This window comes from Streptomyces rectiverticillatus (assembly GCF_013394065.1).
Lineage (GTDB): Bacteria > Actinomycetota > Actinomycetes > Streptomycetales > Streptomycetaceae > Streptomyces > Streptomyces rectiverticillatus.
The window spans coordinates 4,548,926-4,571,932 of the sequence record NZ_CP040752.1; the positions used below are offsets into that span (position 1 = coordinate 4,548,926).

A 23,007-nucleotide genomic window follows, 5' to 3' on the forward strand; every position below is an offset into this window, starting at 1 on the left:
CCGTGCCTTCGATGGAGGCGGACCGCGTGAGCACAGTCACCACTCCCGCCCGCGCAGCTGCCGCCAGGGCGAAGTCCGAGCCGGAAGCCGACGCCGGTGCGGCGGCGCTGAAGGCCCTGTGGGCCCGGCCCGCGGCCCGCAAGCTGCTCGTCCTCGCCGCCGCCGCGGCCGTCCTCGGGCCCGTGGCGGCAGCGATCCACGGCAGCGGCACCTGGCCGTCCGCGCTCACCGTCGACCTGACCAAGCCCCTGACCGGGGCCAGCGACTGGATCATCGACAACCGCGACGGCCACTGGGCCTTCCTCTACTTCTTCGGGCACATCAGCGGCGCGATCATCGGCGCCGTGCACGCCGTCTACACCGTCCTCCTGGCCCTCGGCTGGGCCGGAGTGACGGCAGCGGCGGCGCTGATCGCCTGGCGCGTGGCGGGCGTACGGGTCGCCGTGACCGCCCTCGCCTCGTTCGCCGCCTGCGGCCTGCTCGGCATGTGGGTGCCCACGATGCGCACGCTCGCGCTGATGATCGTCGCGGTGGCGGTGTCCGTCGCCGTGGGCGCGCTGATGGGCCTCGCAGCAGGCCTGTCGGACCGTACGTTCCGCGCGCTGCGGCCCGTCCTCGACACCATGCAGGCGCTGCCCGCCTTCGCGTACCTGCTGCCCGTCGTCCTCGTCTTCGGCATCGGCGTGGCGCCCGCCGTCCTGGCGACCGTCGTCTACGCGGCGCCGCCCATGGCCCGCCTGACCGCGCTCGGCCTGCGCTCCACCGACCGGGGCGTCCTGGAAGCGGTGGAGTCGCTCGGCGCGACCGGACGGCAGCGGCTGCTGACCGCGCGCCTGCCGCTCGCCCGCCGCGAGCTGCTCCTGGGCGTCAACCAGACCATCATGATGGCCCTGTCGATGGCCGTCATCGCGTCCGTGATCGGCGCGGACGGCCTGGGAGACCGCGTCTACCAGGCCCTGTCGACGGTGGACGTCGGCAGCGCCCTGGCCGCGGGCATCCCGATCGTCCTCCTGGCCATAGTCCTGGACCGCACGACGGCGGGCGCGGCCGCTCCCGGGTCTCCCCGGCCTTCCCGCCTCCCCAGGTTGTGGGCAGGCGTTCCGCAAGGCGGAACGGGTGGGCACAACCGGACGACGGGCCGCACCCGGCGAACGACCGCATGGCTCGCGGCCTTGGCCGCGGTCGCCACGGCGGCCCTCGCCACGGGCGACAAGCCCTGGCCGGACGGCTGGACCGTGGCGATCGCCGCCCCGGTCAACCAGGCCAAGGACTGGATGGTCGACCACCTCTACACCGGCCTCCCCGGCATCGGCGGCACCGCCGACCTCGCCGCCCACTACACCGCCTGGGTCCTCGACCCCCTGCGCGACGGCCTCCTGGCCCTCCCCTGGTGGGGCGCCCTCCTCCTCGTGGCCGCCCTCGCCTGGCTCATCGGCACGTGGCGGACCGCGCTGACGGCGGTCCTGTCGCTGGCCGCGATCGGCGTGCTGGGCCGCTGGGAGCTGTCGATGGACACGCTCTCCCAGGTGATCGCCGCCGTGGCCGTCACGCTCGTCCTCGGCTTCACGATCGCGGTGCCCGCCGCGCGCAGCCCGCGCGTGGAGCGGCTGCTGCGGCCGGTCCTGGACGTCTTCCAGACCATGCCGCAGTTCGTGTACCTGATCCCCGTCGTGGCGCTGTTCGGCATCGGCCGGGCCCCGGCCGCCGCGGCCGCGGTCGTCTACGCGCTGCCCGCCGTCGTCCGCATCGCGAGCGAGGGCCTGCGCCGGGTGAACCCCGGTGCGATGGAGTCGGCCCGCTCGCTGGGTGCGACCGGCGGTCAGCAGCTGCGCCAGGTGCAGTTCCCGCTGGCCCGCCCGCAGTTGCTGCTCGCGGTCAACCAGGCCGTGGTGCTGGTGCTGTCGGTCGTCATCATCGGCGGTCTCGTCGGCGGCGGCGCGCTCGGCTACGAGGTCGTCTTCGGCCTGGCCCAGGGCGACCTGGCCACGGGCCTCACCGCGGGTGTGGCCATCGCGTGCCTGGGGCTGATGCTCGACCGGGTCACGCAGCCGACGAAGGGAGCGCGTGATGGCGCCTAGGACGCAGAGAACGCGCGGAGCGCGCGGAGCGCGTGGCACGCGCAGGACGGTGGTGGCCGCGGCCGCCCTGGCCGTCCTGGCCGCCGCCACGGCCACCGGCTGCGGCGCGGCCGACATGACCAAGCAGGCGTCCCCGTACGCCGATGCGGCGGGGACGAAGACCGTCACCTTGTCCGTGCAGTCCTGGGTGGGCGCGCGGGCCAACACGGCCGTCGCCAAGTACCTGCTGGAGCGCGAGCTGGGTTACCGCGTCGATACCGTGCAGGTGGACGAGGTGCCCGCCTGGGACGCCCTCAGCCAGGGCCGCGTCGACGCGATCATGGAGGACTGGGGTCACCCGGAGCAGGAGAAGCGGTACGTCCAGGACAAGAAGACGATCGCCTCCGGCGGCGACCTCGGCGTCACCGGCCACATCGGCTGGTGGGTGCCGAAGTACTTCGCCGACGCCCATCCCGACGTCCTCGACTGGCGGAACCTCAACAAGTACGCCTCCCAGCTGCGCTCGCCCGAGAGCGGCGGCAAGGGCCAGCTCCTGGACGGCTCGCCGTCGTACGTCACCAACGACAAGGCGCTCGTGAAGAACCTCGGCCTGGACTACAAGGTCGTCTTCGCGGGATCGGAGGCGGCGCAGATCACCCAGATCCAGCAGTCCGCCAAGGAGAAGAAGCCCTTCCTCACCTACTGGTACGAGCCCCAGTGGCTCTTCAACGAGGTGCCGATGGTGGAGGTGAAGCTGCCCGCGTACACCCAGGAGTGCGCGGACAAGGGGACGGCGGACCCGGCGACGGTGAACTGCGCCTACCCCACGACGCAGCTGAAGAAGTTCCTCAACGCGGACTTCACCCGCAAGGGCGGTAAGGCGGCCCGCTTCCTGAAGAACTTCCAGTGGTCGAAGGAGGACCAGAACGCCGTCGCCCAGATGATCGCGGAGGACAAGCTCAGCGCGGACGAGGCCGCGAAGCGCTGGGTGGAGGAGAACCCGGACGTCTGGATGAAGTGGCTCCCGTAGGGAGATGCCGAGCGAGCGGCGCCGTACCCCCGTGGACGGCGCCGCTCTCGTCGTGCGGGACGGGGCCCCGGACCGTGTGAGGGCGGGGCTCAGACCGCGTACGCGCCCGGGCCCAGGCCGGTCGTCACGCCGATCCGGTTCCACGCGTTGATGGTGGTGATCATGGCGATCAGCTGGGCGAGCTCCTGCTCGGGGAAGTGCTTCGCCGCCCGCTCGTAGACCGCGTCGGAGACCCCGGAGGGCAGCAGGGTGACCGCCTCGGTCAGGGCGAGCGCCGCCTGCTCCTTCTCCGTGTAGAGGCCGGCCGCCTCCTCCCACGCGTTGAGGAGGTAGATGCGCTCCTCGGACTCGCCGAGGCGGCGGGCGTCCTTGGTGTGCATGTCGAGACAGAAGGCGCAGCGGTTGATCTGCGATGCGCGGATCTTGACCAGTTCGATGAGGGAGGTCTCCAGGCCCTTCCGGGCCGCCCGCTCCAGGTTCAGCATCGCCTTCTGGACCTCCGGGGCGAACTCCTGGAGCAGCATGCGGGGGCCGTGGTGGTGGGGGGTGGTCTGTGCGGTCGTGGTCGTCATGGGAACGACATTAGGCCGGGTGCAGCCCACGGGTATGGTCCATTCCCATGGAGAAATCATGGGCCACTTCGGGTGTGGACTTCCACCTGGACCTGAGCGGGCCGGGCGGCGTGCGCGCCTCCCTCATCCGGGCCCTGCGCGATGCCGTCCGCAGTGGCCGGCTCGCGCCCGGCAGCCGGCTGCCCTCCTCCCGTACGCTCGCGGCGGACCTCGGCCTGGCCCGGAACACGGTGGCCGACGCGTACGGCGAGCTCGTCGCCGAGGGCTGGCTGACCGCCCGCCAGGGGTCGGGTACGCGGGTGGCCCGGCGGGCCGCCGCGCGGGCGCCCGAGCGCCGGACGCCGCCCGTGCGGACGCCGCAGCGGCCCGTCTACAACCTGCGCCCCGGCACCGCCGACGTCTCCGCCTTCCCGCGCGCCGCGTGGCTCGCCGCGGCCCGCCGGGCCATGGCGGCGGCCCCGCACGACGCGCTCGGGCACGTCGACGAGCGGGGCCGGATCGAGCTGCGGACCGCCCTCGCGGGCTACCTGGCGCGAGCCCGCGGCGTGCACGCGGACCCGGAGCGGATCGTGGTGTGCTCGGGGTTCACGCAGGGCCTGGGGCTGGTGAGCCGGGTGCTGCGGGAGCGCGGGACGCGGGAGATGGGGGTGGAGGAGTACGGGCTGTGGTTCCACCGGGAGGCGCTGGAGCGGGCGGGGCTGCGGTGCCTGCCGATGCCGCTGGACGAGCAGGGCGCCGACGTCGGCGTGCTGGAGGGCGGCAAGGCGGCCGTCCGGTCGGTGCTCATCACTCCGGCGCACCAGTTCCCCACCGGCGTGCCCCTGCACCCCGACCGGCGCGCCGCGGTCGTCGACTGGGCGGCCCGTACCGGCGGGACGATCCTGGAGGACGACTACGACGGCGAGTTCCGCTACGACAGGCAGCCGGTGGGCTGTCTGCAGGGCCTCAGCCCGGAGCGCATCGTCTACTTCGGCACCGCGAGCAAAGCCCTCGCGCCGGGGCTGCGGCTCGCGTGGATGGTGCTGCCGGAGCACCTCGCCGGCGAGGTGCTGGCCCACAAGCGGGCGGGGGAGTGGAGCTCGGGCGTCATGGAGCAGCTGACGCTCGCGGAGTTCCTCACGTCCGGGGCCTACGACCGTCACGTCCGCGCGATGCGGCTGCGGTACCGGCGGCGGCGCGACCGGCTCGTGGAGGTCCTCGCCGAGCGTGCCCCGCACATCAAGGTCACCGGCATCGCGGCGGGCCTGCACGCCGTCCTCGAACTCCCGCCGGGCACGGAGCACCCCACCCTGCAGGCCGCGGCGTGGGAGGGCCTGGCCCTGGAGGGCCTCGCCCGCCTGCGCTGCACCCCGGCCCCGGACTCCGCCCCCAGCGGCCTCATCGTCGGCTACGGCACCCCGCCGGACCACGCGTTCCCGGGCGCCCTGGAGGCCTTGCTGAGGATCCTGCCGCCGGCGGAGTGAACGACCGCCGCCCTGGGCCCCTTAGGGTGAGTGGCCTCATCGCACGTGAGTGCGGGAGTGAAAACTGCTGGCGACACAGCAGAAACACCGGACGAAACGCCAGAAGCAGAACATGACGGGGGTCATCTGCATGACGGAAAAGACAGGCAGGACGCGGCGCAGGCTGCGCTCGTCCACGGTCGTCCTCGGCGGGATGGGCGCGCTCGCCGCGGCCCTGACCTCCTGCGGATCCGAGCCGGACAAGCGCTGCGTCGACCCGAACAGCTACGACGTCGCGCGCGGCGGCTACCGGGTCGTCGACTCCAAGGCCTGCAAGAGCAAGGGCGGCGGCAGCGGGAACGGCGGCGGCAGCGGCGGCGGCAGCAGCTCGGCGGGCCGCTGGTACTACGGCTCGGACAAGTCCGGCGGGTACGCCGAGAAGGGCACGTTCAGCAAGAGCCAGGCCGCCGACCGGGGCGGCTTCGGCTGCTCGAACTCCGGCTCCGGCGGCGGCTGACCCGATGCGCCGCCACCGCACCGAGCCCCGTCCCGGCTGGCAGGCCACCGTCGAGGAGCAGGGCGTGATCTACCCCCTGACCCGCCTCCCCGACGGCTCCCTGCGCCCGTACTGGGACGAGAGTGCGTACTACTCCTTCACGCTCGCCGAGGTCGAGGAGCTGGAGGAGAGTGTCGCGGAGCTGCACGAGATGTGCACGGCCGCGGCCGCGCACATCGTCGAGCACGACCGCTTCGCCGACCTCGGCCTCACCGACCCGGCGCTGACCGCCCTGATCGCCGAGTCCTGGCGCCGCCGCGACGAACTCCCCTCCGTCTACGGCCGCTTCGACCTGCGCCACGACGGCGACGGCCCGGCCAAGCTGCTGGAGTACAACGCCGACACGCCCACCTCCCTGGTGGAGGCGGCGAGCGCCCAGTGGTTCTGGATGGAGGACCGCTTCCCCGGACTCGACCAGTGGAACTCCCTGCACGAGCGCCTCGTCGACGCCTGGAAGCGGCAGGCGCCGCTGCTGCCGCCCGGCACGCCGCTGTACTTCGCGCACTCGGCCGGCGACGAGCTCGGCGAGGACCTGATGACGGTCGCCTACCTGCGCGAGACCGCCGAGCAGGCCGGCCTGGACACCCGGGCGATCTCCATGGAGAACATCGGCTGGGACCCCCTCTCCGGCCGCTTCGTCGACGAGCGGTACGCCTTCATCCGCTCCTGCTTCAAGCTCTACCCGTGGGAGTGGCTGACGACCGACCGCTTCGGCCCCAACGCCCTGGACACCCTCGACAACGGCGGCGGTACGGGATCCACGCTGTGGATCGAGCCGGCGTGGAAGATGCTGCTGTCCAACAAGGCGCTCCTGGCGATCCTGTGGGAGCTCCACCCGGGCCACCCCAACCTGCTCCCCGCCTACCTCGACGGCCCGCGGGAGCTCGCCCGCAGCGGCGGCTGGGTCGCCAAGCCGCTGCTGGGCCGGGAGGGCGCCGGCATCACCGTCCACGAGGCGGGCACGGATCCGGTGCTGCGGGAGGAGCCGTGCTGCTACCAGCAGCTGTGCCCGCTCCCGGACTTCGACGGCAACCGCACGGTCCTCGGCGCGTGGGTGGTCGACGGCGAGCCGGCCGGGCTGGGCATCAGGGAGTCGGCGGGGCTCATCACCGACGAGTACGCGCGGTTCGTCCCGCACGTGATCGACGGCTGAGCCGCCCGGCGGCCCGGGCGGTCAGAGCTCCGGCGCGGACAGGTGCAGCACCTCGTACCGCTCGGTGACGTCCTCGCCGTCCGGGACGGCCTCCTGCCACAGCACGAAGCGCAGCAGCTGCCAGTGGTACGGGTCGACGGCGAGCGCGGCCGTGTGCACGCCGTCGTGCCCGGCCGCCAGTTCGCGCAGCGCCGCGGTCTCCGCCGCCACCGCTTCGGTCAGCCCCTCGGCGGGCAGCTGCGTCAGCCGCCGGGACGCCGCCCGCGGCACCGCACCCCGCGCGGGCCCGGCTTCACGGGCGACCCCGGCCCAGTGCCGCACGACGGGCCGCCCGAAGTCCCGGACGATGCCCTCGAACCCGCCCCCGCCGACGAGGAAGCGGCTCATCTCCGCGGTGTCGTTCCACAGGTAGAACGGCGCGTACTGGTTGACGGGCGACCCGTCCACGCCGCGCTCGCGGATGACGTAGGCCTTCAGGGCCATGCCGGCGCGGTCGTCGAGGGCGTGGCCGCGCGTGGCGACGCGGTCGCGGATGATCCCCATGTCGTAGTCGGCGGGGAGGGTGATCTCGTACTGCTTGGCGTACAAGGGACGTTGCGCCTTTCGGTATCAGGAGGCGGACTGGGCGGAGAGGAGCCCGAGCACCCCGTCGACGGCCTGCTCGAACGGCGCCGTCGAACCGGCGGCGCGGGCCAGGACGTAGCCGCCCTGGAGGACGGCGACGACGGTCGCGGCGGTGACCGCCGGGTCGAGGCCGGCGGACAGCTCGCCGCGCGCGACGCCTTCCGCGAGCACCTCGGCGAGCCGTCCCCGCAGCCACACGAACGTCTCGTCCACCGGCGCCCGCAGCGCGGCGTCGGCCATCACGTCCGGATCCTGCGTCAGCCGCCCGACGGGGCACCCCTTGAGGACGTCGCGCTCGCGCCGCAGATAGGCGGTGATCCGCTCCACGGCGGTGCCCGGCCCGCCGAGCTGCTGCTCGGCCTTGCCGCGCATCTCCTGCGCCGTCCGCCGGATCGCGGCCAGCGCGAGGCCGGGCTTGCCGCTGAAGTGGTGGTACATGCTGCCCTGCCCGGCTCCGGCGCGCTGCTGGATGGCCTTGGGGCTGGTGCCGACGTAGCCGCGCTCCCACAGCAGCTCGCGGGTGCTCTCGATGAGACGTTCAGAGGTGGCCGAGGTGTCCGAGGTGCTCATACGAGGAGTGTACATACCAGTAGGTACAGAAGATCAACACCTGGTGGCCGGGCACGGGAAACACGGCAAAGGGGCCGGGCGCCCCCCGGCCCCTCCCTTCGCGCCCGCTCCGTCAGGAACCCAGCACCGCCCGCAGCTGGTCCAGGCCCCAGTCCAGGTCCTCCTTGCTGATCACCAGCGGCGGGGCGATCCGGATCGTGGACCCGTGGGTGTCCTTCACCAGCACGCGCCGCTCCATCAGCCGCTCCGAGATCTGCCGGCCCGTACCATGCGAGGGGGCGATGTCGATGCCCGCCCACAGGCCGCGCCCGCGCACCGCCTCCACGGCGCCGCCGCCCACCAGCAGGCCCAGCTCCTGGTGGAGGTGCTCGCCCAGCTCCGTGGCCCGCTGCTGGAACTCGCCGGACTTCAGCATCGTGATGACCTCCAGCGCCACCGCGCAGGCCAGCGGGTTCCCGCCGAAGGTCGAGCCGTGCTCGCCCGGCCGGTACACGCCGAGGACCTCCCGGGAGGCCACCACGGCGGACACCGGCACCACGCCGCCGCCCAGCGCCTTGCCCAGCACGTACATGTCGGGGACGACGCCCTCGTGGTCGCACGCGAACGTTCTGCCGGTGCGGCCCAGCCCGGACTGGATCTCGTCCGCGATGAACAGCACCCCGCGCTCGGCGGTCAGCCGCCGCACGCCCGGCAGGTAGCCGGCCGGCGGCACGAGCACCCCCGCCTCGCCCTGGATCGGCTCCAGCAGCACGGCGACCGTGTAGTCGTCCACGGCCTCCTCCAGCGCGGCCAGGTCGCCGTAGGGGACGATCTCGAAGCCCGGCGTGTACGGGCCGTAGTCCGCCCGGGCCTCCTCGTCCGTCGAGAAGCTGATGATCGTGGTGGTGCGGCCGTGGAAGTTGTTGCCCGCCACGACGATCTTCGCCCGGCCGTCCGGCACGCCCTTGACCTTGTACCCCCACTTGCGGGCGGTCTTCACGGCCGTCTCGACCGCCTCCGCGCCCGTGTTCATGGGCAGCACCATGTCCTTGCCGCACAGCGCGGCGAGCTCGGTGCAGAACTCGGCGAAGCGGTCGTGGTGGAAGGCGCGCGAGGTCAGCGTCACCCGATCGAGCTGCGCCTTCGCGGCGTTGATCAGACGCCGGTTGCCGTGGCCGAAGTTGAGCGCGGAGTACCCGGCGAGCATGTCGAGATAGCGCCGCCCCTCGACGTCCGTCATCCAGGCGCCCTCCGCGTACGCGACGACGACCGGCAACGGATGGTAATTGTGCGCGCTGTGGGCCTCGGCGGCGGCGATGCTGCGTTCCGTGGAAGTCACCGTGTGCTCCGTTCGTGTACGGGCATGCGTGTGCGGGCATTGCTGTGCCCCCTGTTCCACCTTTCTACTACTCGCGGCCCCACCGTCGGACGGAGTCGGGCACCGCACCTGAGAGAATGTGCGCATGGCCCTCGATCGACCGCGCGCTCTCTCCGGTATCCAGCCCACCGCAGGCTCGTTCCACCTGGGGAACTACCTCGGTGCCGTCCGCCAGTACGTGGCCCTGCAGGAGACCCACGACGCCTTCTACATGGTGGTCGACCTGCACGCGATCACCGTGCCGCAGGACCCGCAGGAGCTGCGGGCCAACACCCGCCTCGCCGCGGCCCAGCTGCTCGCCGCCGGCCTGGACCCGGAGCGCTGCACCCTCTTCGTGCAGAGCCACGTCCCCGAGCACGCGCAGCTCGGCTGGGTGATGAACTGCCTCACCGGCTTCGGCGAGGCCTCCCGGATGACCCAGTTCAAGGACAAGTCCGCCAAGCAGGGCGCCGGGGCCACCACGGTCGGCCTGTTCACGTACCCGATCCTCCAGGTCGCCGACATCCTCCTCTACCAGGCGGACGCCGTCCCGGTGGGCGAGGACCAGCGCCAGCACATCGAGCTCACGCGCGACCTGGCCGAGCGCTTCAACGGCCGCTTCGGCGACACCTTCACCCTCCCGTCCGCGCACATCGTCCGCGAGACGGCGAAGATCTACGACCTGCAGGACCCGTCGGCGAAGATGAGCAAGTCGACGGCGAACCCCAAGGGCCTGATCAACCTCCTCGACGAGCCCAAGGTCTCCGCCAAGAAGATCAAGAGCGCGGTCACCGACACCGACACTGTGATCCGCTTCGACCCGGAGAACAAGCCCGGCGTCAGCAATCTGCTCACCATCTACGCCACGCTCACCGGTACGGGAATGGCGGATCTGGAGCAGAAGTACGAGGGCAAGGGCTACGGTGCGCTCAAGACCGACCTCGCCGAGGTCATGGTGGAGTGGGTGACGCCGTTCCGCGCCCGCACGCAGGAATATCTCGACGACCCCGAGACGCTGGACTCGATCCTGGCGAAGGGCGCCGAGAAGGCCCGCGCGGTCGCGGCGGAGACGCTCGCCCAGGCGTACGACAAGGTGGGCTTCCTGCCCGCCAAGCACTGAGGGCGGCCGGGCCACCGGAAGCGCTCCGGGCCCCTGGTCCCGGCCCGTAAGGGACCAGGAGCTCTGGCACGGGGTGTGGCACAGCCGTCACACTGGCCACGGGGACATACAGGCGCACAGGAGGGAGAACGCAATGGGGACCGTAACGCTCGGCGTTTCGATCGCGGTCCCGGAGCCGTACGGCAGCTTCCTCCAGAAGCGCCGCGAGGGCTTCGGGGACCCGCACGCACACGGCATCCCCACCCACGTCACCCTGCTGCCGCCCACCGAGGTCGACACCTCGTCCCTGCCCGCGATCGAGGAGCACCTCGCCCGGGTCGCCGCCGAGGGCCGGCCGTTCCCCATGCGCCTGTCCGGCACCGGCACCTTCCGCCCCCTCTCGCCCGTCGTCTACGTCAACGTGGTCGAGGGCTCCTCCTCCTGCGCCTGGCTGCAAAAGCGCATCCGGGACGGCTCCGGGCCCGTCGCCCGCGAGCTGCAGTTCCCGTACCACCCGCACGTCACCATCGCCCACGGCATCGCCGAGGAGGCCATGGACCGGGCCTACGAGGAGCTCGCCGGCTTCCGGGCCGCCTGGACGATCGGCTCCTTCGCCCTCTACGAGCAGGGCGAGGACGGCGTGTGGCGCCTGGAGCGCGAGTATCCGTTCGGGGAGGGGGAGGGGACGGCGCCGGCCGTCCCCCAGCAGACCGGCGTACGACCCCCCGCGCCTTCGCGTTAGCGCAGCTCGGCGGGCTTACCCCCACCTCGGGGTGGTAGACGTACGCCATGGAATGGCTGACGCGGCTCCCCGGCATCGGGCCCCTGATCACCCGCCTCATGCGGACCCACGCGTGGCGCTCGTACGAGACCCTGGACCGGGTGAAGTGGACCAGGCTCGCCGCCGCGATCACCTTCACCAGCTTCGTGGCCCTCTTCCCCCTGCTCACCGTGGGGGCCGCCGTCGGCGCGGCCCTGCTCAGCGAGGAGCAGATGCGGGACCTGGAGCGGCGGCTCGCCGAGCAGGTGCCCGGCATCTCCGGCCAGCTCGACCTCAGCAGCCTCGTCGACAACGCGGGCACGGTCGGGATCGTGGCCGGAGCACTGCTCTTGTTCACCGGCGTCGGCTGGATCGGCTCGCTGCGGGAGTGCCTGCGCGCGGTCTGGGAGAAGGAGGAGAGCCCCGGGAACCCCGTCCTGCTCCGGCTCAAGGACGGCGCGCTGCTCCTCGGCCTCGGCGGCGTCGCGCTCGTCTCGCTGGGCTGCTCGGCCTTCGCGTCGGCGGCCGTGGACTGGGTGGCCGCCAGGGCCGGGCTGGACGGCATCGGCGCGCTGCTGACCGCGGCCGGCTTCTGCATCGCCGTCCTCGCCGACTTCCTGCTGATGCTCTACGTGCTTTCCCGGCTGCCCGGCGTCCTGCCCCCGCGGCGCCGCCTCGTCGTCGGCGCGCTCCTCGGGGCCGTCGGCCTGGAGCTGCTGAAACTGCTGCTCGGCGGCTATCTGCGGGGAGTGGCCGCGAAGAGCATGTACGGGGCCTTCGGCACGCCCGTCGCGCTACTGCTGTGGATCAACTTCATGGCGAAGCTGGTGCTGTTCTGCGCGGCGTGGACGGCCACCCGTTCGGCGGCGGAGCCGCCGAACGGCGAAGCGCGTACGGACTGAGGCCGGTCACCCCTTGGGACGCGGCCAGCGCCGGTGCACCATGAACGCCCCGGCGGCCAGCGCCACCAGCGCCCCGCCCGCGATCCCCACGGCCGTCCACATCCCGCCGGAGCCCGCGCTCGCCACCGACGCCTGCGTGCTGCTCCCGCCCGCCTTGCCGCCGCCCTTGCCGCCCGCGGCGCCTCCCTTCGGGGGAACCAGCATGCCGACCGGCTTGACGTGCCCGGCCGCCTCGAAGCCCCAGTCCAGGAGCCGCGCGGTCTCCTTGTAGACCTCGTACGGCTCCTGGATCTCCGGGTTCATCACCGTCACCAGCAGCTTGCGCCCGTCGTGCTGGGCGACGCCCGTGAAGGTATTGCCCGCGTTGGTGGTCGAGCCGTTCTTCACCCCGGCCATGCCCTTGTACGGCATGCCGTTCGGCATGCCCTCGCCCGTCAGCAGCCGGTTGGTGTTGACGATGCCGAAGCTCTCGCGCGGCTTGCCCGGCTTCTCCTCGCCGGGGAACTGCGCCGACACCGTCGAGCAGTATTCGCGGAAGTCCGCCTTCTGCAGGCCCGAACGGGCGAACAGCGTCAGGTCGTACGCGCTGGAGACCTGCTCGTCCGCGTCGTAGCCGTCGGGGGTGACGACGTGGGTGTCCAGCGCCTGCAGATCCTCGGCGTGCGCCTGCATGTCCTTCACGGTCTTCGGGATCCCTCCGTTCATGGACGCGAGGACGCGCACCGCGTCGTTGCCCGAGCGCAGGAACACGCCCAGCCACAGGTCGTGGACGCTGTACGAGGAGCCCTCCTTCACCCCCACGGCGCTGCTGCCCGCGCCCATGCCCTCCAGGTCGGAGGGCGCGACCCGGTGCGTCTTCGCCCGGGGGAACTTCGGCAGCACCGTGTCGGCGAAGAGCATCTTCAGCGTCGAGGCGGGCGGCAGCTGCCAGTGCGCGTTGTTCGCGGCGAGGATCTCGCCCGACTCCGCGTCCGCCACGAGCCAGGAGCGCCCGCTGAGGTCCTTGGGCAGCTGCGGCGCGCCCGGGCCGAGCCGCACCTGCGGGCCCGGCCGGCCCAGCATCTCGCCGCCGACGGTGGACATCCGGGCGGGCGGCCTCCGGGGCGCGCCCCGGCCGATGCCCTTGCCGTCGTCCTCCAGGGCGGTCGCGCCCCCGGTGGCCCGGACGCCCGAGGGGCTGGGGCTCACGCTCGGGCGGCTCGGGGTCGGGGAGGGCGTGGGATCGGCAAGGGCGGGGGCGGCGGTCGTCAACGGGACGATCAGAGAGGCGGCGGCCGCGAGCGCGGCCCCGTGACGTCGTCGCGTCGCGGCGGCCCGCGTGGGGCGTGATGTCGTCGTCGGCACGTCCGTGAAACTACCCCGCCACCTGGGGGTTCCAGTCGCCGCCTCACTGGCTCGGATGACGGCCGGGGACCCGATAGGACTAGTGCGCTGACCCGAACGCATACTGAAGCTCATGCCGAGCACTACGTCCGACGCCGCCCCCGCCGCGTCCGGGGCCTCCACCGCCCCCGGCGCCCCTGCCGTCCTCTCCCGTCCCGTCTCCTGGTTCCTGCTCGCCTTCGGCGCGTGGAGCTGGGTCATCTGGATCACCTTCGCGAAGAATCTGTGGAAGGACGGCAGCGGTCTCGCCTTTGACGACGCGGGTGACCCGACCGCGTACTTCTGGGTGCATCTCGCGCTCGCGGTCACCTCGTTTCTTCTGGGGACGGCCGTGGGCCTGATCGGGTTGCGCGGCGTCAGGGCGCTGCGGCGCAGGTCATAGGGGCCCGCCGGGGCGCCGGGCCGTCAGAGCCGTCCCAGCTCCCACAGGCGCCACTGCCCGGTCCCGTCGGAGAGGTACTGCGTCCCCGAGACGGACGCGCTGCTGAGCACGTAGTCCTTCTTCTGCCACAGGGGCAGTACGGGGACGTCCTGGGCGATGATCTCCTGGATGGCCCGGAAGTCCTTCGAGACGCCGCTGCGCAGGGAGCTGTCCTGCGTGGCGCCGATGAGCTGCTCCACCTTCGGATTGGCGTAGCCCGTACGGAAGGAGGAGGACCGGCCCACCAGCGGGGTGGTGAAGTTGTCCGGGTCGGGGAAGTCGGCCAGCCAGCCGACGCAGTACGCGTCGTAGACGCCCCGGGCGTAGCCCTGCCGGAACTCCGTCCACTCCACGTGCCGCGTGGTCACCTCGAACAGCCCGGTGCTCTCCAGCTGCCGCTTGAGCAGCGCCGCCTCCTCGTCCGTGGCGGCGCCCTGCGAGTACGCGAGCGTGAAGCGGATGGGGGTGGTGATGCCGGCGCGGCTCAGGATGGAGCGTGCGGACTCGGGGTCCGGCTGGGGGTTGAGGTCGAAGAACGACGTGGTGTGGCCGGTGAGGCCCTGGGGGATGAGGGAGTACAGCGGTTCGACGGTGCGGCGGTGGACGTCGCGCGCGAGGGCCTCGCGGTCGACGACGGCGGCGACGGCCCGGCGGACGGGCAGCGGCTTCAGCGGCGAGCCGTCACGCAGGTTGAAGAACATGGAGCGGGTCTCGCTGCCCGCGCTCTCCATCAGCTTCACCCCGGTGTCGGACAGGGAGTGCGCGGCGATGTCGGACGGCGGCATCAGCCGCCCGGCGACGTCGAGGGAGCGCTGCTTCCACGCCTTGCTCATCGCGGCCGAGTCCCGGAAGTAGTGCACGGACACGTCGCCGCCCCGGTGCTTCACGGCGCCCTGGTAGTTCTTGTTGGGCCGCAGCTCGGCCACGGAGCGCGGGCGGTAGCTCTTGAGGGCGTACGGGCCGGAGCCGTCGGCCTCGGTACCGGTGCGCAGCCTGTCGGCCGGGTAGCGCGAGCTGTCGACGATGGCGCCGGCGCCGGTGGCTATCTTGAACGGGAAGGTGGCATCGGGGACCCGCAGCCGGAAGGTGACGGTCCGTCCGGTGGTGCCGACGGACTCCAGGGTGTCCAGCAGCGACTGCGGCCCCTGGGGCGACTTGATCCGCAGGATCCGCTCGAAGGAGAACTTCACGTCCTCGGCGGTCAGTTCGCGCCCGTTGCCGAACTTCAGGCCCTCGCGGAGCTCGCACCGGTACGTGCGTAAGTCCTTCCCCTGGAAGCCGCACCGGTCGGCCGCGTCCGGCACGGGGGAGCCCGTGCCGGGGGCGTAGGTCAGCAATGACTGATAGAGGTTGCTGAACAGCGCCCAGGAGCCCGCGTCGTAGGCGCCGGCGGGGTCGAGGGAGGTGACGGTGTCCGTGGTGCCGACGGTGATCGGCTCCTGGTCCTCGTCCCCCGGCGAGACCAGCTGACACCCTCCCGCCCCGCCCGCCAGCAGCACCGCAGCCACCACGGCCGCCCCCGCCCGAAGCCCACGCATCCCCGCGCCCCCTCCGCCCAGTGATGCGCCTCACTCAAACACAGGAACGGCCGTACGTCCGGGAAATCGGCCAAGTGATCGTCAGAGTTCCTTGCGGGCAAGGAAGTCGAGGATCAGCTTCTCCCACTCGCGCGGCTTCTCGGCCATCGGGATGTGCCCCGTCTCGATCTCCGCGTACTCCGCACCGGGGATCCCGTCCGCCAGGAGGCGGGAGTTGGCGGGGGAGACGAGGGTGTCCTGAAGGGTGGCTATCACCAGGGCCGGGACGGAGATACCGGCCAGGTGGGGCCGGGTGTCGGCGGTCGCCACCACGGCGGCCTGCTCGGCGGTCCCGGCCGGGACGCCCGCGGCGATCAGGTCCAGGAAGGCCGGCACGTGCTCGGCGGGCACGGCGTTGTAGAAGTCCTCGCCGAATCCGGACAGGACGATGAACCGGGCGAAGGCCTCGGCTTCGCCGGCCGCGAGGAAGTGCTGCCAGAGCTCCAGCGAGGCCAGCGTGCGGTTGTCCGGCCTGGCCAGACCGGCCGTCAGGACCAGCCCGCGCACCCGGTCCGGGTAGCGGGCCGCGGTCCGGACGGAGACCAGGGTACCCAGCGAGTAGCCGAGGAGGGTGAACGTATCGAGGCCCGCCGCGTCGGCGGCGGCCACGATCCCGTCCACGAGGCCGTCCAGGGTCAGCCGCTCCGCGCGGGGCGTCGCACCGGAGCCGGGGTAGTCGGGGGCCACCACGGTGTGGTGCTCGGCGAGGGCCGGGATGATCGGTGCGTAGTTCCCCTCGATGCTGCCGCCCGCGCCGTGCGCGAGGAGCAGGCCGGGGCCGGAGCCGGTGACGGTGGTGGCGAATGCGGGAATCTGTGTCATGGCCAAGAGGTTGCCGTATGACATCAGTGTCAAGGTCAAGTCCTGTGGGGGAGAACCGCACATGCGCATCGGAGAGCTGTCCCGTCGTACCGGAGTGAGCCCCCGGCTGCTGCGCTACTACGAGGAGCAGGGCCTGCTCCGCTCCGAGCGGGACACCAACGGCTACCGCACCTACCGGCCGGACGCCGCCGAGCGCGTCGGCCGCATCCGCGAGCTCCTCGGCGTCGGCATGACGACGGAGACCATCCGCACCCTGCTGCCCTGTGCCCAGGGCGGCCCCGGCCTGCTCGCCTGCGCCCACTCCGTCCAGGTGATCGACGACCAGCTCGCCCGGCTGGAGGAGCAGATGGCCGAGCTCCGGCGCCGCAAGGAGGCGCTGCTCGGGGTGACCGAGGCGATGGACGCCCGGCGGCGCGAGGACGAGGCGCTCGCCCTGCAGGCCCTGCGCTCGGCCTGAGCCGGGGCACGCGCAGCCGGCCGCACGGCAAAGGCCGGGGCCCCGCTCCTCCCCGAAGGGGGAAGCGGGGCCCCGGCCTTTGCCCGGAAGGGACCGCAGGTCAGAAGCGGCGCGTGATGAGCGCCCGCTTCACCTCCTGGATCGCCTTGGTGACCTCGATGCCACGCGGGCAGGCGTCCGTACAGTTGAACGTCGTGCGGCAGCGCCACACGCCGTCCTTGTCGTTCAGGATCTCCAGTCGCTGCTCACCGGCCTCGTCGCGCGAGTCGAAGATGAAGCGGTGGGCGTTGACGATCGCCGCCGGGCCGAAGTACTGGCCGTCGTTCCAGAACACCGGGCACGAGGACGTGCACGCGGCGCACAGGATGCACTTGGTGGTGTCGTCGAAGCGCTCGCGGTCCTCGGCGGACTGCAGGCGCTCGCGCGTCGGCTCGTTGCCCTTGGTGATCAGGAAGGGCATCACGTCGCGGTAGGCCTGGAAGAACGGCTCCATGTCGACCACGAGGTCCTTCAGGACCGTGAGGCCCTTGATGGGCTCGACCGTGATCGGCTTCGACGGGTTGATGTCCTTGATCAGCGTCTTGCACGCGAGGCGGTTCTTGCCGTTGATGCGCATCGCGTCGGAGCCGCAGATGCCGTGCGCGCAGGAGCGGCGGAACGTCAGCGAACCGTCGACATCCCACTTGATCTTGTGGAGACCGTCGAGGACCCGCTCCTTGGGGTCGATGTCGATCTCGAAGTCCTGCCAGGTGACCTCGTCCGAGACCTCCGGGTTGAACCGGCGGACGCGGAAGGTGACCTTGATGTAAGGCGAGGCCGCGGAGTCGGCCTCGACCTTGTCGAGAGTCGCGGTGCTCATCAGTACTTACGCTCCATCGGCTGGTAGCGGGTCTGGACGACCGGCTTGTAGTCGAGGCGGATCGAGTCCTTGCCCTCCGCGTCGACCTCGCGGTACGCCATGGTGTGGCGCATGAAGTTGACGTCGTCGCGGTTGGGGTAGTCCTCGCGGTAGTGACCACCGCGGGACTCCTTGCGCGCGAGCGCGGACACGGCCATCACCTCGGCCAGGTCGAGCAGGTTGCCCAGCTCGATGGCCTCCAGCAGGTCGGTGTTGAAGCGCTTGCCCTTGTCCTGGACGGACACGTTCTTGTAGCGCTCGCGCAGCTCGGCGATCTTCTCGACGGCCGTCTTGATGGTCTGCTCGGTGCGGAAGACCATGACGTTGGCGTCCATGGTCTCCTGCAGCTCCTTGCGGAGCTCGGCGACCCGCTCCTTGCCGGTGGAGTTGCGCAGCCGCTCGACCTGCTCGGCCACGAGCTGCGCCGGGTTCTCCGGCAGCTCGACGTAGTCGGCCTTCACCGAGTACTCCGCGGCGGCGATGCCCGCGCGGCGGCCGAAGACGTTGATGTCGAGCAGCGAGTTGGTGCCCAGGCGGTTGGCGCCGTGCACGGACACGCAGGCGACCTCGCCGGCGGCGTAGAGGCCGGGGACGACGGTGTCGTTGTCGGCCAGCACCTCGCCCTCGACGTTGGTCGGGATGCCGCCCATGGCGTAGTGCGCGGTGGGCTGGATCGGGATCGGGTCCGTGTAGGGCTCGATGCCGAGGTAGGTGCGCGCGAACTCGGTGATGTCCGGGAGCTTGGCGTCCAGCTGCTCCGGCGGCAGGTGGGTGAGGTCGAGGTAGACGTGGTCGCCCTCGGGACCGCAGCCGCGGCCCTCGCGGATCTCCGTGTAGATGGAGCGCGAGACGACGTCACGGGACGCGAGGTCCTTCATGACCGGCGCGTACTTCTCCATGAAGCGCTCGCCGTCCTTGTTGCGGAGGATGCCGCCCTCACCGCGGGCGCCCTCCGTCAGCAGGATGCCCATGCGCCAGATGCCCGTCGGGTGGAACTGGAAGAACTCCATGTCCTCCAGCGGCAGGCCGCGGCGGTAGCAGGCCGCCTGGCCGTCGCCCGTGAGCGTGTGGGCGTTCGACGTCACCTTGAAGAACTTGCCGGTGCCGCCGGAGGCGTAGATGACCGCCTTCGCCTGGAAGATGTGGATCTCGCCGGTGGCCAGCTCGTAGGCGACCACACCGGCCGACTTCTTGACGCCGTCGACCTCGGTGATCAGCTGGTCCAGGACGTAGAACTCGTTGAAGAACTCCACGCCCTCCTTGACGCAGTTCTGGTACAGCGTCTGGAGGATCATGTGGCCGGTGCGGTCCGCGGCGTAGCAGGACCGGCGGACCGGGGCCTCGCCGTGGTTGCGGCTGTGGCCGCCGAAGCGGCGCTGGTCGATGGTGCCGTCCGGGGTGCGGTTGAACGGCAGGCCCATCTTCTCGAGGTCGAGGACCGCGTCGATGGCCTCCTTCGCCAGGATCTCGGCGGCGTCCTGGTCGACCAGGTAGTCACCGCCCTTGATCGTGTCGAAGGTGTGCCACTCCCAGTTGTCCTCCTCGACGTTCGCGAGGGCGGCGGCCATGCCGCCCTGGGCGGCGCCGGTGTGGGAGCGGGTGGGGTAGAGCTTGGTGAGCACCGCGGTGCGGCTGCGCTTCGTCGACTCGATGGCCGCGCGCATGCCGGCGCCACCGGCGCCGACGATGACGGTGTCGTACTTGTGGATCTTCATGGTGTCGTCAGCCCCGGGCTCTAGCGGATGTTCGGGTCGAAGGTGAAGATCACCAGCGTGCCCAGCAGGACGGTGAACACCGTGGCCGCGTACAGCAGGTTCTTCAGCCAGAAACGGGTCGTCGCGCGCTCCGCGTAGTCGTTGATGACCGTGCGGAGGCCGTTGGCGCCGTGGAGCATCGCGAGCCAGAGCATGACCAGGTCCCAGGCCTGCCAGAACGGCGAGGCCCAGCGGCCGGCCACGAAGGCGAAGCCGATCTTGCTGACGCCGCCGTCGAGGACGAGCTGGATCAGCAGGTGGCCGAGGACCAGGACGACCAGGACGATGCCGGACAGCCGCATGAACAGCCAGCCGTACAGCTCGAAGTTGGTGCGGGTCGTCTTCGGGGTCTTCTTGGTGCGCTTGCGGGGCGCTTCGATGACCGGGGCCGGGTTGTCGACGTCGTAGAGGGAGACGTCGGCCGCGGCGGCGGTGGCGGGGGTGGTTTCAGCAGACATTTCGCGACTCAGCTCCCGAACAGCGTGCGCAGCGTGTGCTGGAGCACGGGGTAGAAGGCGCCTGCCATGAGCACAGCCCAGATGATGACGACCCACCACAGCATCTGCTTCTGCTTCCGCGGTCCCTTGGACCAGAAGTCCACGGCGATGATGCGGAGGCCGTTGAGCGCGTGGAAGAGGATGGCGGCGACGAGGCCGTACTCCATCACATTCACGAGGGGCGTCTTGTACGTCGCGACGACCTCGTCGTACGCCTCGGGGGAGACGCGGACGAGAGCGGTGTCCAGGACGTGCACGAACAGGAAGAAGAAAATGAGGACGCCGGTGACTCGATGAGCCACCCAGGACCACATGCCTTCCCGGCCGCGGTACAGCGTTCCAGCCGGCACGGAAAACCCTCCGGGAGCGGGGATCAGGGCCTGCCGGCTTCTCTGTCGGTCGGGCCCGGCCGGGTACGGTCCACCGGCCCTGGCCATCGTAGCGACGCCTTGTCGGTTCGGCGTCCCGGGGTCCGCAGGTGTGATCAAACAGGCATGTGCGCGCCCGTCAAGGGCCGGACGGGGTGACTCCAGGGGGAATTCCGCACCCGGTCTGGCCTGCGACGTCCGGCCGAATGGGTGTTATGTCCCACAGGGCCGGGCGGTACGCGGCCGCATGGGCGGGGTGTCCGGCGCCAGCCGGGTGAGCCGGCCGCGGGCGAGCCGGGCGAGCTCCGCGGCGGTGACGGCGGCCTCCTGGGCAGGGGTGGAGGCGAGCCGGGCGCGCAGGGCGGCCAGGGCGCGGTCCAGGGCGCCGTCCGGACGGCTGCCGTCCAGGCAGAGCACGAAAACATGGCCGAATCTGGCCTCGTAGGCGGCGTAGGCCCGGTACAGCGCACTACGGGTCACCTCGGTGGCGCCGGGGCCGGTGAGGAGGTGCTGCGGGACGGTCTCGTCGGCGAGCGCCTCGGCCAGATCGGCGGGGGCCAGGCCGCGGGCGGCGTGCCCCGCGGTGTTCAGCAGGGTGCGCAGGTCGGGGTAGGGGCGCAGGTCGGCGAGGTGGCGGGCCCAGCGGCGGCTGCCGCAGCAGGCGAGGAGGGCGGCCTCGGCTGCGCCGGGCGTGGCGGAGTTGAGCCGGTCGAGGCCGTGGCGGTCGAGGCCGTACAGCGTGATCTGCGCACCTCCGGCAGCTGGACCCGGCGGCACCGGGCGGGTGAGGAGTCAAACCGGGCGGCCACCGTAGCGATGCTTCTCGGCCACCGTCCGGCGTATGGATGAATTTCATTCGGACGGGGGCGGATTCCGGTGCGCGGTGGACATGGGCGGAAGGCCTCGTGGGGAAAGAGGACTACCTTCGCCCCATTCAGGCCGAAAGAGCCGTGAAGACTCCGGAAGAGGAGGCTTGCTCCATGGGACTGCGCCTCAGGATGACCAGAGCGTCGGCCGTCCGGGGGACCGTCTGCGCCGGCGTCCTCCTCGCCACCATGACCCTGATGGGCTGCCCCCGCGAAACCGGCACCCGGCCGGGCGGGGACGACTCGCGCTCCCCCGGGACCTCCGCCACGTCCCCCGCCTCCCCGGCCCGCTCGCCCGCCCGCCGGTCCCCCGCGCAGGCCCCCGTCCCCGCCGGAGTCCCCCGCGCCATCCCCGCCGTCCGCTCGGCCGAGGCCGCCACCGGCCCCGGCTGGCGGCCCACCGACGGCGCCCGTGTGATCGCCTCCGGCCCGCTCGCCGACGAGGGCCGCCGCCTGGCCGGCGAGCTCAGACTCGGCTACGCGGCCGGCCCCGCCCGCCCCGGCGACGTCGAACTCGTCCTGCGCCCCGGCACGGGGCAGGGCCCCCTCGCGGCCGAGGCCTACGAGCTGACCACCCGCGACGGCAAGGTGCTCGTCGCCTCGGCGGGCGAAGCCGGAGTGTTCTACGGCACGCGCACCCTCCTGCAGGCCGTGCGCTCCGGCGGCGGGCTCCCCGAAGGCGTCGTGCGCGACGCCCCCGACCGCGCCCAGCGCGGCCTCCACCTCGACATCGCCCGCAAGCACTTCACCGCCGAGTGGATCGAGGCCCGGCTGCGCGAGCTGTCCGCCCTCAAGCTCAACCAGCTCGCCCTGCACTTCTCCGACGACCAGGGCTTCCGCATCGAGAGCGACTCCCACCCCGAGATCGTCTCCCCGCAGCGGCTGACCAAGGCCGAGGTCCGCCGGATCGTGGCCCTCGCCGAGTCGCTGCACATCACCGTCATCCCCGAGATCGACTCGCCCGGCCACCTCGGCGCCGTCATCGCCGCCCACCCCACGCTGCAGCTGCGCGACGCCGCCGGCAAGGCCGCCCGCGGCGCGGTCGACATCGCCAACCCCGACGCCGCCCGCATCGTCGACGACCTGCTGCGCGAGTACGCCCCCCTCTTCCCCGGCCCGTACTTCCACCTCGGCGCCGACGAGTACCGCGCGCTGATGGCCAAGAACCCCGAGGCCTCCTACCCGCGCCTGGCCGCCCGCGCCCGCGAGAAGTACGGGCCGCGCGCCCGCGTCCAGGACCTGGCCACCGGCTGGCTCAACGACCGTGCCGCCCTCGTACGCACCCTCGGCAAGAAGGCCAAGGCCTGGAACGACGGCTTCTTCCGCGGCGGCGTCGTGAGCGCGAGCAAGGACATCGAGGTCGAGTACTGGACCGGCAAGGAGATCGGCGCCCGGCTCCCGCAGGAGTACCTGAACGAGGGGCGCACGCTCGTCAACCTCAACGACGAGTACCTCTACTACGTGCTCGGCGAGCCCAACCAGTTCCGCTACCCCACCGGGCAGCGGATCTACGAGCAGTGGTCGCCGGCCGTGCTGCGCGGCACGGCGCCCGTACCGGGGCAGTCCGGCCCCGACCGGGTGCCGGGCGGGCGGCTCGCCGTCTGGTGCGACCGGCCCGAGGCGCAGAACGCCCAGCAGGTCGCCGACGGCATCCGGCTGCCGCTGGCCGCGGTCGCCCAGCGCCTGTGGGACGCCCGCCGCCCGACGATGGCGTGGCGGGACTTCACGGCGCTGGACGCGCGGGTCCGGTAGCGCGGGTCCGGTAGGCGGTACGGGCAGGCGGCGCCGGTGGGCCCCTGAAAACCGTCCGCCGCAATGGCGCTCGACCCCCACGGCGAGGGTCCGGCGGAATCGGGACTCACC

The 23,007-nt window shown here is 72.0% G+C and carries 23 protein-coding genes; 11 read left to right on the forward strand and 12 right to left on the reverse strand.

Annotated elements, in window-relative coordinates; all coding sequences use genetic code 11:
• The first annotated feature begins 11 nt into the window (after positions 1-11).
• Positions 12-2,078: an ABC transporter permease gene (locus tag FGW37_RS19900; RefSeq protein WP_179082287.1), complete on the forward strand. Its 2,067-nt coding sequence runs from the start codon at positions 12-14 to the stop codon at positions 2,076-2,078.
• Positions 2,068-3,087, forward strand: a complete 1,020-nt coding sequence (locus FGW37_RS19905) for an ABC transporter substrate-binding protein (RefSeq protein WP_179082288.1) — start codon at positions 2,068-2,070, stop codon at positions 3,085-3,087. The genes FGW37_RS19900 and FGW37_RS19905 overlap by 11 nt, the downstream gene beginning before the upstream one ends.
• An 89-nt stretch (positions 3,088-3,176) precedes the next feature.
• Here FGW37_RS19905 and FGW37_RS19910 read toward each other — a convergent pair whose 3' ends face one another.
• On the reverse strand, positions 3,177-3,659 hold the full coding sequence (locus FGW37_RS19910; protein WP_179082289.1) for a carboxymuconolactone decarboxylase family protein: 483 nt from the start codon (positions 3,657-3,659) through the stop codon (positions 3,177-3,179).
• A gap of 47 nt (positions 3,660-3,706) precedes the next feature.
• On the opposite strand from FGW37_RS19910, the gene pdxR reads away from it, so the two are divergent.
• The 3 genes from pdxR (at position 3,707) to FGW37_RS19925 (ending at position 6,810) form a co-directional block, all read left to right on the forward strand.
• A complete protein-coding gene (gene pdxR / locus FGW37_RS19915; protein ID WP_179082290.1) occupies positions 3,707-5,122 on the forward strand; it encodes a MocR-like pyridoxine biosynthesis transcription factor PdxR in 1,416 nt (471 codons plus the stop codon).
• Positions 5,123-5,252: 130 nt separating this feature from the next.
• Positions 5,253-5,618 (forward strand): hypothetical protein, encoded by a 366-nt coding sequence (locus FGW37_RS19920; RefSeq protein WP_179082291.1) that lies wholly within the window; start codon positions 5,253-5,255, stop codon positions 5,616-5,618.
• A gap of 4 nt (positions 5,619-5,622) precedes the next feature.
• Positions 5,623-6,810 (forward strand): glutathionylspermidine synthase family protein, encoded by a 1,188-nt coding sequence (locus FGW37_RS19925; protein ID WP_179082292.1) that lies wholly within the window; start codon positions 5,623-5,625, stop codon positions 6,808-6,810.
• 21 nt (positions 6,811-6,831) lie between these two features.
• Here the strand turns inward: FGW37_RS19925 and FGW37_RS19930 are convergent, their stop codons facing one another.
• From FGW37_RS19930 to rocD, 3 genes are all read right to left on the reverse strand, one after another.
• The gene (locus FGW37_RS19930) at positions 6,832-7,398 is read right to left on the reverse strand and encodes a DUF4865 family protein (protein ID WP_179082293.1); all 567 of its coding nucleotides are present in this window, start codon (positions 7,396-7,398) and stop codon (positions 6,832-6,834) included.
• A 21-nt stretch (positions 7,399-7,419) separates the two neighbouring features.
• A complete protein-coding gene (locus FGW37_RS19935; protein ID WP_425506556.1) occupies positions 7,420-8,004 on the reverse strand; it encodes a TetR/AcrR family transcriptional regulator in 585 nt (194 codons plus the stop codon).
• Between the two features lie 112 nt (positions 8,005-8,116).
• Positions 8,117-9,322, reverse strand: a complete 1,206-nt coding sequence (rocD, locus tag FGW37_RS19940) for an ornithine--oxo-acid transaminase (RefSeq protein WP_246430462.1) — start codon at positions 9,320-9,322, stop codon at positions 8,117-8,119.
• Positions 9,323-9,446: 124 nt separating this feature from the next.
• On the opposite strand from rocD, the gene trpS reads away from it, so the two are divergent.
• From trpS to FGW37_RS19955, 3 genes are all read left to right on the forward strand, one after another.
• Positions 9,447-10,460: a tryptophan--tRNA ligase gene (gene trpS, locus FGW37_RS19945; protein ID WP_179082296.1), complete on the forward strand. Its 1,014-nt coding sequence runs from the start codon at positions 9,447-9,449 to the stop codon at positions 10,458-10,460.
• Between the two features lie 133 nt (positions 10,461-10,593).
• The gene (locus FGW37_RS19950) at positions 10,594-11,181 is read left to right on the forward strand and encodes a 2'-5' RNA ligase family protein (RefSeq protein WP_179082297.1); all 588 of its coding nucleotides are present in this window, start codon (positions 10,594-10,596) and stop codon (positions 11,179-11,181) included.
• Positions 11,182-11,228: 47 nt separating this feature from the next.
• Positions 11,229-12,101, forward strand: a complete 873-nt coding sequence (locus tag FGW37_RS19955) for a YihY/virulence factor BrkB family protein (RefSeq protein WP_179082298.1) — start codon at positions 11,229-11,231, stop codon at positions 12,099-12,101.
• A gap of 6 nt (positions 12,102-12,107) precedes the next feature.
• Here the strand turns inward: FGW37_RS19955 and FGW37_RS19960 are convergent, their stop codons facing one another.
• The gene (locus tag FGW37_RS19960; RefSeq protein ID WP_343067134.1) at positions 12,108-13,289 is read right to left on the reverse strand and encodes a D-alanyl-D-alanine carboxypeptidase family protein; all 1,182 of its coding nucleotides are present in this window, start codon (positions 13,287-13,289) and stop codon (positions 12,108-12,110) included.
• A 364-nt stretch (positions 13,290-13,653) separates the two neighbouring features.
• Here FGW37_RS19960 and FGW37_RS19965 point away from each other — a divergent pair, with 364 nt between their 5' ends.
• Positions 13,654-13,866, forward strand: a complete 213-nt coding sequence (locus tag FGW37_RS19965) for an SCO4848 family membrane protein (RefSeq protein WP_058047096.1) — start codon at positions 13,654-13,656, stop codon at positions 13,864-13,866.
• Positions 13,867-13,889: 23 nt separating this feature from the next.
• On the opposite strand, the gene FGW37_RS19970 is transcribed toward FGW37_RS19965, so the two are convergent.
• Positions 13,890-15,443 (reverse strand): ABC transporter substrate-binding protein, encoded by a 1,554-nt coding sequence (locus tag FGW37_RS19970; protein ID WP_179082300.1) that lies wholly within the window; start codon positions 15,441-15,443, stop codon positions 13,890-13,892.
• A gap of 81 nt (positions 15,444-15,524) precedes the next feature.
• Positions 15,525-16,304, reverse strand: a complete 780-nt coding sequence (locus FGW37_RS19975) for an alpha/beta fold hydrolase (RefSeq protein ID WP_179082301.1) — start codon at positions 16,302-16,304, stop codon at positions 15,525-15,527.
• Positions 16,305-16,365: 61 nt separating this feature from the next.
• On the opposite strand from FGW37_RS19975, the gene FGW37_RS19980 reads away from it, so the two are divergent.
• Positions 16,366-16,761, forward strand: a complete 396-nt coding sequence (locus FGW37_RS19980; protein WP_179082302.1) for a MerR family transcriptional regulator — start codon at positions 16,366-16,368, stop codon at positions 16,759-16,761.
• Positions 16,762-16,861: 100 nt separating this feature from the next.
• Here FGW37_RS19980 and FGW37_RS19985 read toward each other — a convergent pair whose 3' ends face one another.
• The 5 genes from FGW37_RS19985 to FGW37_RS20005 form a co-directional block, all read right to left on the reverse strand.
• Complete coding sequence (locus tag FGW37_RS19985) at positions 16,862-17,620, reverse strand: succinate dehydrogenase iron-sulfur subunit (protein ID WP_179082303.1); 759 nt, start codon at positions 17,618-17,620, stop codon at positions 16,862-16,864.
• Positions 17,620-19,374 (reverse strand): succinate dehydrogenase flavoprotein subunit, encoded by a 1,755-nt coding sequence (sdhA, locus tag FGW37_RS19990; protein WP_179082304.1) that lies wholly within the window; start codon positions 19,372-19,374, stop codon positions 17,620-17,622. The genes FGW37_RS19985 and sdhA overlap by 1 nt, the downstream gene beginning before the upstream one ends.
• Before the next feature lie 20 nt (positions 19,375-19,394).
• Positions 19,395-19,871: a succinate dehydrogenase hydrophobic membrane anchor subunit gene (locus FGW37_RS19995; protein WP_058045913.1), complete on the reverse strand. Its 477-nt coding sequence runs from the start codon at positions 19,869-19,871 to the stop codon at positions 19,395-19,397.
• An 8-nt stretch (positions 19,872-19,879) separates the two neighbouring features.
• Positions 19,880-20,260: a succinate dehydrogenase, cytochrome b556 subunit gene (gene sdhC / locus FGW37_RS20000; RefSeq protein ID WP_079110670.1), complete on the reverse strand. Its 381-nt coding sequence runs from the start codon at positions 20,258-20,260 to the stop codon at positions 19,880-19,882.
• 231 nt (positions 20,261-20,491) lie between these two features.
• Complete coding sequence (locus tag FGW37_RS20005; RefSeq protein WP_246430464.1) at positions 20,492-21,055, reverse strand: 2-oxo-4-hydroxy-4-carboxy-5-ureidoimidazoline decarboxylase; 564 nt, start codon at positions 21,053-21,055, stop codon at positions 20,492-20,494.
• A 203-nt stretch (positions 21,056-21,258) separates the two neighbouring features.
• Here FGW37_RS20005 and FGW37_RS20010 point away from each other — a divergent pair, with 203 nt between their 5' ends.
• A complete protein-coding gene (locus tag FGW37_RS20010) occupies positions 21,259-22,896 on the forward strand; it encodes a beta-N-acetylhexosaminidase (protein ID WP_179082305.1) in 1,638 nt (545 codons plus the stop codon).
• The last annotated feature ends 111 nt before the right edge of the window (positions 22,897-23,007 follow it).